This is a genomic window from Deinococcus rhizophilus, assembly GCF_030271215.1.
Taxonomy (GTDB): domain Bacteria; phylum Deinococcota; class Deinococci; order Deinococcales; family Deinococcaceae; genus Deinococcus; species Deinococcus rhizophilus.
On the sequence record NZ_JASNGB010000167.1, the window covers coordinates 1 to 6,743 of the forward strand.

General features: G+C 69.0%; 3 protein-coding genes, 2 pseudogenes and 1 CRISPR repeat array. Of the genes and pseudogenes, 1 reads left to right on the forward strand and 4 read right to left on the reverse strand.

All coding sequences use genetic code 11. From position 1 onward, the window contains the following. Positions 1-308 precede the first annotated feature (308 nt). From QOL99_RS13845 to QOL99_RS13860, 4 genes and pseudogenes are all read right to left on the reverse strand, one after another. The gene (locus QOL99_RS13845; protein WP_285524681.1) at positions 309-1,190 is read right to left on the reverse strand and encodes a carbohydrate ABC transporter permease; all 882 of its coding nucleotides are present in this window, start codon (positions 1,188-1,190) and stop codon (positions 309-311) included. A 1-nt stretch (position 1,191) separates the two neighbouring features. Continuing rightward, the gene (locus QOL99_RS13850) at positions 1,192-2,163 is read right to left on the reverse strand and encodes a carbohydrate ABC transporter permease (RefSeq protein ID WP_285524682.1); all 972 of its coding nucleotides are present in this window, start codon (positions 2,161-2,163) and stop codon (positions 1,192-1,194) included. Between the two features lie 137 nt (positions 2,164-2,300). Continuing rightward, positions 2,301-3,555, reverse strand: a pseudogene (locus tag QOL99_RS13855) (ABC transporter substrate-binding protein). 202 nt (positions 3,556-3,757) lie between these two features. After that, positions 3,758-4,789, reverse strand: coding sequence for a LacI family DNA-binding transcriptional regulator (locus QOL99_RS13860; protein WP_285524684.1), 1,032 nt, complete (start codon positions 4,787-4,789; stop codon positions 3,758-3,760). 295 nt (positions 4,790-5,084) lie between these two features. Then, a CRISPR array of direct repeats spans positions 5,085-5,540; the repeat unit is 29 nt; unit sequence CGGACCATCCCCACACCCGTGGGGAAAAC. A gap of 756 nt (positions 5,541-6,296) precedes the next feature. On the opposite strand from QOL99_RS13860, the pseudogene QOL99_RS13865 reads away from it, so the two are divergent. Next, positions 6,297-6,743, forward strand: a pseudogene (locus QOL99_RS13865) (hypothetical protein); the annotation flags it as partial.

Sequence of the window (6,743 nt, forward strand, 5' to 3'; positions counted from 1 at the left end):
GCCACCTGCTGAGCTACTCCGGCCGGACGTGGCGACGCCGAAGGTGAAACCTGCGGGAAAGTCGGCGCGGCGCAGAGTTCCGGCAAGGGTGTCGGGGGCAGGTCGGGTCTGGGTTGTTCGGGTCTCGGTTGTTCGGGTCTGGGTCATGGGAACCTCTGGAATACGGGCAAAACGGAGTGCGTCTTCTCCTCCCCCTTCAGGGGGGACTGGGACAGCTCGCAGCGCGAGAGGCTGGGTGGGGGTGAACGGGCCGGGCGACCCGGAACAAAGGAGGCTCAACTCCTGCACTCACCATCGGGAGAGCAGCGTCAGCCCTTGGTCGCTCCGGCGGTCAGCCCGTCGATCAGCTGGCGCGAGGCGAGGGCGAAGAGAACCAGCAGCGGCACGACCGTCAGGGCCACGCCGCACATCAGCGCCCCCCAGTCGGTGTTGGCGACGCTTTGCAGGGTCCGCAGGGCCAGCGGCGCGGTATACGTCTCCGCCGAGCGGAAGATGATCAGCGGCCCCAGGAAGGCGTTCCACGACTGCACGAACGTCACCAGCCCCAGGGTCGCCATCGCGGGACCCGTGAGCGGCACGATCACCCGCCGGAAGATGCCGAACTCGGTCGCGCCGTCGATGCGGGCGGCCTCCACCAGCTCGCGCGGGATGCTGGAGCCGATGTACTGCCGCATCAGGAAGATGCCGAACGCACTCGCCATGCCCGGCACCCACAGGGCACGCGGCTGGTCGATCCAGCCCAGCGCCTGCATGATCAGCGCGAAGGGCACGATGTTCAGCGTCGAGGGGATGAGGAGGGTCGCCAGGACCAGCCCGAACAGCACCTCGCGCCCCTTGAAGGTGTACATCGCGAAGGCGTACCCGGCCAGCGTGCAGAAAAACAGCGTGGTCGCGGTCGTCAGCACCGCCAGGTACAGGCTGTTCCACAGGCTGCGCCAGAACGGGAGGCGTTCCATCAGGCTGGCGTAGTTCTCGTCCAGGTTGCTGCCGAACCACAGCGGCGGCGGCAGCTGAAAGATGTCCGAGCGGGTGTGGGTGGCGAACACGAACATGAAGTAGAAGGGGGCGATGGTCAGGAACGCCCCCACCGCGATCAGCAGGTAGGCGCCCAGCCGGGGCAGGGCCGGGAAGGAGCGGCGGGGTGGGCGGCGCCCGGGGGTGGGCAGCTCGGTCACTTTCGCAGTCGTCATGTCAGTCCCTCCCCGCCAGCCCGCTGCGACCGAACAGGCGGTTGTTCACCAGCGTCAGCCCGCCGATCACCAGAAAGAGCAGCCAGGACATCGCCGCCGCCACCCCGGCGTCCGAGTAGTTCGCGTAGGTGCGGTACATGTACATGACCGTCGTCAGGCCCGCCTGCCCCGCGCCGCCGGTGCCGTTGGTCAGGATGAACGGTTCCTCGAACAGTTGCAGGCCGCCGATCAGGCTCAGCGTCACCGCGACGAACATGATCGGGCGCAGCAGCGGCAGGGTGATGAAGCGGAAGCTCTGCCAGCCGGTCGCGCCGTCCACGCTGGCGGCCTCGTACAGCTCGCGCGGGATCGACTGGATGCCCGAGAGGTACAGCAGCATGTTCCAGCCCACGTAGCGCCAGATCACCACCAGGGCGATGGCGGGCTGCACGTACTCCTTCTGGCCCAGCCAGTTGATCTTCTCGGCCGGAAAGAGGGTGCCGATCAGCGGGAGGCCGCTCAGGGCGTTCAGCCCCGCGTTGATGACCCCGTACTGCCACGAAAACAGCGTGAAGAAAATGACCGAGATCGCCACGATGGACGTGATGTAGGGCAGGAAATACACGGCGGTCACGAGGTTCTGCATCCGCCGCAGCACGCCCGCCGCCGCAAAGGCCAGCGGAATCGCCAGCAGGTGCTGGGGCAGGCCCGAGAGCAGCGCCAGCACCGCCGTGTTTCTCAGCGACTGCCAGAAGGTGGGGTCGGTGAGGTTGTCAGTGTAGTTGCGCAGCCCCACGAACTCCATCTCGCCCAGGCCGGTGCCCGGCTGCCACGCCTGAAAGGAGAGGTAGGCGTTGAACAGGATCGGGAACAGCCCGAACACCAGAAACAGCAGGAAAAAGGGACTGATGAAGATGTAGGGCGCGTAGCGGCGCTGGAACTCGGTCCAGCCGCCACGCCGACGGGCAGGGGGCACACGCGGACTCGTCAGCATCCTGAAACCTCATACGGCCTCCGACTGAACCCTGATCCGAAGGAGTTCAATCCGAGCCAGGCGAGAAGCCGGGCGTGGGCGGCGGGGCATCGAAGCTCCGGCGCCCACGCCCGGCAAGGGGGGCAGTACGGGCCAGATCAGCGGGCGCGGCGGGTGATCAGCATCTGCGCCTCGGTCAGGGCCGTGCGGATGTCCTTGCTGCCGTCGAGCACCGTGTTCAGCGCGTCGTTGACGATCTGCTCGGCCACCGGGTCGAGGCGGTTCACGTCGATAGGCTGGATCTTGGCGGCGGCGTCGCGCCACAGCACGCGGGCCTTCTGGCCGCCCAGGTAGGGCACGCCCTGGGTAAAGACCGTGTCGGTGGAGGCCGCCTTCAGCGCGGGAAACGCGCCGGTGGTCTTGAACGCCAGCACCTGCTGAGCGCGGTTGGTGGTGAGGTAGCGGATCAAGGCCCAGGCTTCGGCCTTGTTCCGGCTCTGCTGCGGGATGGCGTAGAAGGACCCGCCCCAGCTCGCGTAGGTGTTGCCCGGCAGGTTCTGGGCGCCCCACTTGCCGCTGAAGTCCTTGGCGAGCCAGTTCTGCATGTGGCCGACCAGCCACGCGCCACTGAACTCGGTGGCGAGGTTGCCCTTCTGGAAGGCCGTGGTCCACTCCGGCGAGAACGCTCCCCCTGCGCGGGCATCGAGCTTGGCGTCACGGATCTGCTTGGCGATGGTGAAGGCGCGGACGAAGCGGGGGTTGGTCGGGCTGACGAGCACCTTGCCCGCCTTGTCGAAAAAGAGGCCCTCGCCGGACTTCAGGCCGGTGCGGATGATGATCTGCGCGGCCTGCCCCGCGTCCGGAATCAGGAAGCTGCCGGGATTGGCGGCCACGACCCTCTTGCCTGCCGCGATGTAGCTCTCCCAGCTGCGGTTGAGGTCGGCAGGCTTCATGCCCGCCCTGGCCAGCAGGTCGCTGCGGTAGAACATCGACCCCGGGCCGATGTCGGCGGGCATGGCGACCATGCGGCCGTCAGGGGCCATCGCCTGCGGGTAGGTGTACGCCACGAACTGCGAGCGGTACTGCCCCGGCGTTGTAGGGCGCCGCCCGCAGGTCCACCAGCCCGTTGCCCTCGGCAAAGCGCCCGATATACCCGAAATCCACGGCGATCACGTCGCCCGCCCCCCGGCCGGTCGACAGCGCCGTGGTCATGGCCGTGTGGTGGTCCGCGTAGGCCAGCGAGTTCACCTTCACGGTGACGTTGGGATACAGCTTCTTGAACCCCGGCAACGCCGCTTTGATAACGCTGTCAAGATCGGGGAACGCCGAGACGGTGATGGTCTTGGTCTGCGCGGCAGCCATGCCCAGGGTCGAGGCAGTCAGGGCAAGGGTCAGGGTGAGGATCGAACGCATGGGTGGACCTCCTGGAGGTAAAAAAGCACGATCTGGCCGCAGAACGACGCTCCCGTTCGCGGGGGAGGGGCCGCCGACCTCCAACCCACGAGGCCACAAGACTGCTGAGTTCTGCTTGGAGGTCACTCCAGTCGCTTTTGAAAGCGTATGTCAAGAGTGGGTCAGTTGGGGCCAGCCTGTCCGCCCCCGCCCCACAAGCAGCTCAGGGAAAGCGGCGGGGGGCGACCGATTCGCGCAGGTGCAATTTCAGTTGCGGCTGGAACGGCTCGACCGTCTGCCCGGTGAGCTGCGCGACCACGAAGCGGGCGAGCCAGTGGCCCATCTCGGCCATCGGTTGCCGGACGGAGGTCAGGGGAGGGGTGGTGTACGCCGAGCCGGGCAGGTCGTCGAAGCCGACCAGCGACATGTCCTCGGGAACGCGCAGGCCCATGCGGTAAAGCGCCAGCCGGGCGCCGTAGGCCATCTGGTCGTTCGCGCTGAAGATCGCGGTCATGTCCGGGTGCCGGGCGACAAGCTGCTGGGTGCCGATCAGCCCCGACGGCTCGTGGAAGTCGCCCTGCGCGACCAAATCAGGCAGGAAGGGCAGCCCCCGGTCTTCCAGCGCCTGACGGTAGCCCGCGAGGCGGTCACGCGCGTCCACATGGTCCGGCGGCCCCGCGACGTGCCCGATGCGGCGGTGGCCGCGGTCCAGCAGGTAGGTCACGAGGTCGTAGGCCGCCCGCCGGTTGTCGAGCGCGAGGCTGGTGCTGGTGGGCGAGTCGAACTCCACCCGGCGGCCCAGCACCGCGATGGGCAGCCCGCCCGCCAGCCCGCGCAACTCGTCTTCGGGCAACTGGCCGCCCAGGACGATCAGCGCCTCGACCCGTCGGCTCAGCAGCAGCTCGACGGCATGCTCCTCGTCGTCGGTGCGCCAGTGCCCGCTGATGATCATGGGCGAGTAGCCGCTGCCCATCAGCCCGCTCTCGATCCCGCTCAGGGCGTCCCCGTAAAAGGGACTGGCGATGTCCTGGGTGAGCACGCCGACGCTGCCAGACGCTCCGGTGACCAGACCACGCGCAAAGGCGTTCGGTTTGTACCCCAGCCTGTCGATGGCGGCCCGGACCTGAGCCGCCTTGGTGGCCTTGACCTGGGCCGTGCCGTTCAGGATACGGGAGACGGTGCTGGGCGACACTCCAGCCTCCTTGGCGACCTCTGCCAACGTCACGGATGGACGCGGGGCGACAACGTGGGACATACCGTCAGTGTAGCTGACAGCGCTTGCAAGAGCGCGGGGACGGGGTCATCCGGGGGTCCCGCACATCCCTTGCAGGGCGCCCTGATCGCGGTTCTCAGGCTGGTCGGCGCGGTGATCCTGGCAACGTGAATGGACTGGTTCAACTTCCTGCGTCCGTGCTGGACCCCTGTGCTGGCGCCGCCTCGCACAGCAGGAGGGCGGAGCGGATGCCAGAAGCGCAGCGCCGGGTCCGGGCGCAGCCGGAAGTGCCCTCCCACCCCGGACCGGGAATGACCGCGAGGCCCGCGAGGATCGTCGGACCATCCCCACACCCGTGGGGAAAACCGGGTCACACCCTCCTGGGACTCGCGTAGGGCCGGACCATCCCCACACCCGTGGGGAAAACGTAGGCGCCACGTAAGCCCATTGTTCTGCGCCCGGACCATCCCCACACCCGTGGGGAAAACCAGCGGTCCCGCGCCGCCTGGAAGAGCCGCTGCGGACCATCCCCACACCCGTGGGGAAAACGCGCAGAGTGCCCAGTAAGCCATAGTGAACGACGGACCATCCCCACACCCGTGGGGAAAACATTCTGGAGACCAAGGCGCTGGCGATGGAAACCGGACCATCCCCACACCCGTGGGGAAAACGGCGCAGCGTGGACAGCAGCCCGGCGCCCGCTCGGACCATCCCCACACCCGTGGGGAAAACGTAGCCGTGCCACATCGTCCCCGTGACCTCGCCGGACCATCCCCACACCCGTGGGGAAAACCCCTCCCCCAGTCAGCTCCTGTGGCCATCAGCCGCCCCTGACCCCCGCCCTGGAGGTCGGGTTCAGCACACAGTGTCATGCGGCGCGGGAAAATCCGCCGCCAGTGTAGGGCGATCCCGCTCACCACGAAGCTGCTCCTGAATCGGCAGCGGAAGCAGGGAACGGGGGAAGGCCGGACGTACCGACTCCCGGACAACAGGCCAGGACGCGGCGACCGGTTTCGTCGCGGGCCGGGCCCACAGTGCGCGGCGTCACCGCCAGAAGCGCCCGGAAGCGCGGCCCAGACGGTGACCCGACCGGCACGCCTGGCTGCGTGCCCCAGCCCTGCCTCTGCCCACCACCGTCAGGACCCCCAGAGGGTGCCTGAGGGGGAGGCCTGTCGCCTCAGGAGGTCCGCCCATGCGTGCCCTGCGTCTTGCCCTGACTGCCCTGCTTGTCCTCGCCCCGCTGCCTGCGACCGCCTGCGCCGAGTCTGGCGCTCCCCCAGCCAGCGCAGCCCCGAGCGACCCACCCCCCACCTCGCCGCAGGGGGACGATCCCAGGGGTGGCGGTGGCCTGGGCTGAGCGCGGTGCTCCGTTCTGTCATGGGGAGGAAAGCACCCCCCCCGGGCTCCACTCCGGCCGCTCTCCACCGCGGTCGCCCGCTCCGCTCGGGCCGGGCCACCGCTGTGAGTCCGGTCACGTCGCCGATCTCCTCCCCACACGGGCAGGAGCTTCTCTTCCGGCCGGGAGCCGACTCGCCCTAGACTCGCGGGGATGTCGCCTGCCGACCACCCTTCCTGGGGCCCTCCCGTCCCCGTCCGCTCTGCCGAGTGGGACGCCTCGGTGCAGGCGCTGCTGGCGGTGGGGCGGCCAGAGGAGGCCCTCGGGACCCTGGCGCGGGCGGCAGAGGACGCCGCGCAGCCTGCCCGGTTCGGGGAGCTGCTCGACCTCTTCCTGATCCTGCCGCCGCGGGTGCGGGAAAGTGCGGAGGGCCTGCGGCTGCACCTGCGGCTGCTGGGCAACGTTCGCCCGGCGGCCGAGGTGCGGCAGCTGGCCGAGTGGGGGCTGGAGGCGGGGGTAGAGGCTCCCTTCATCCACGCCGTTCACGCCTGGGCACTGGCCCAGGAGGGTGACCATGCCGGGGCGCTGGCCGCCGCCGACCGCGCCCTGAGCGCCGAGGGACAGCTGGCCCCCCACGAGGCCGGGGCGGCGTGGCGGGTG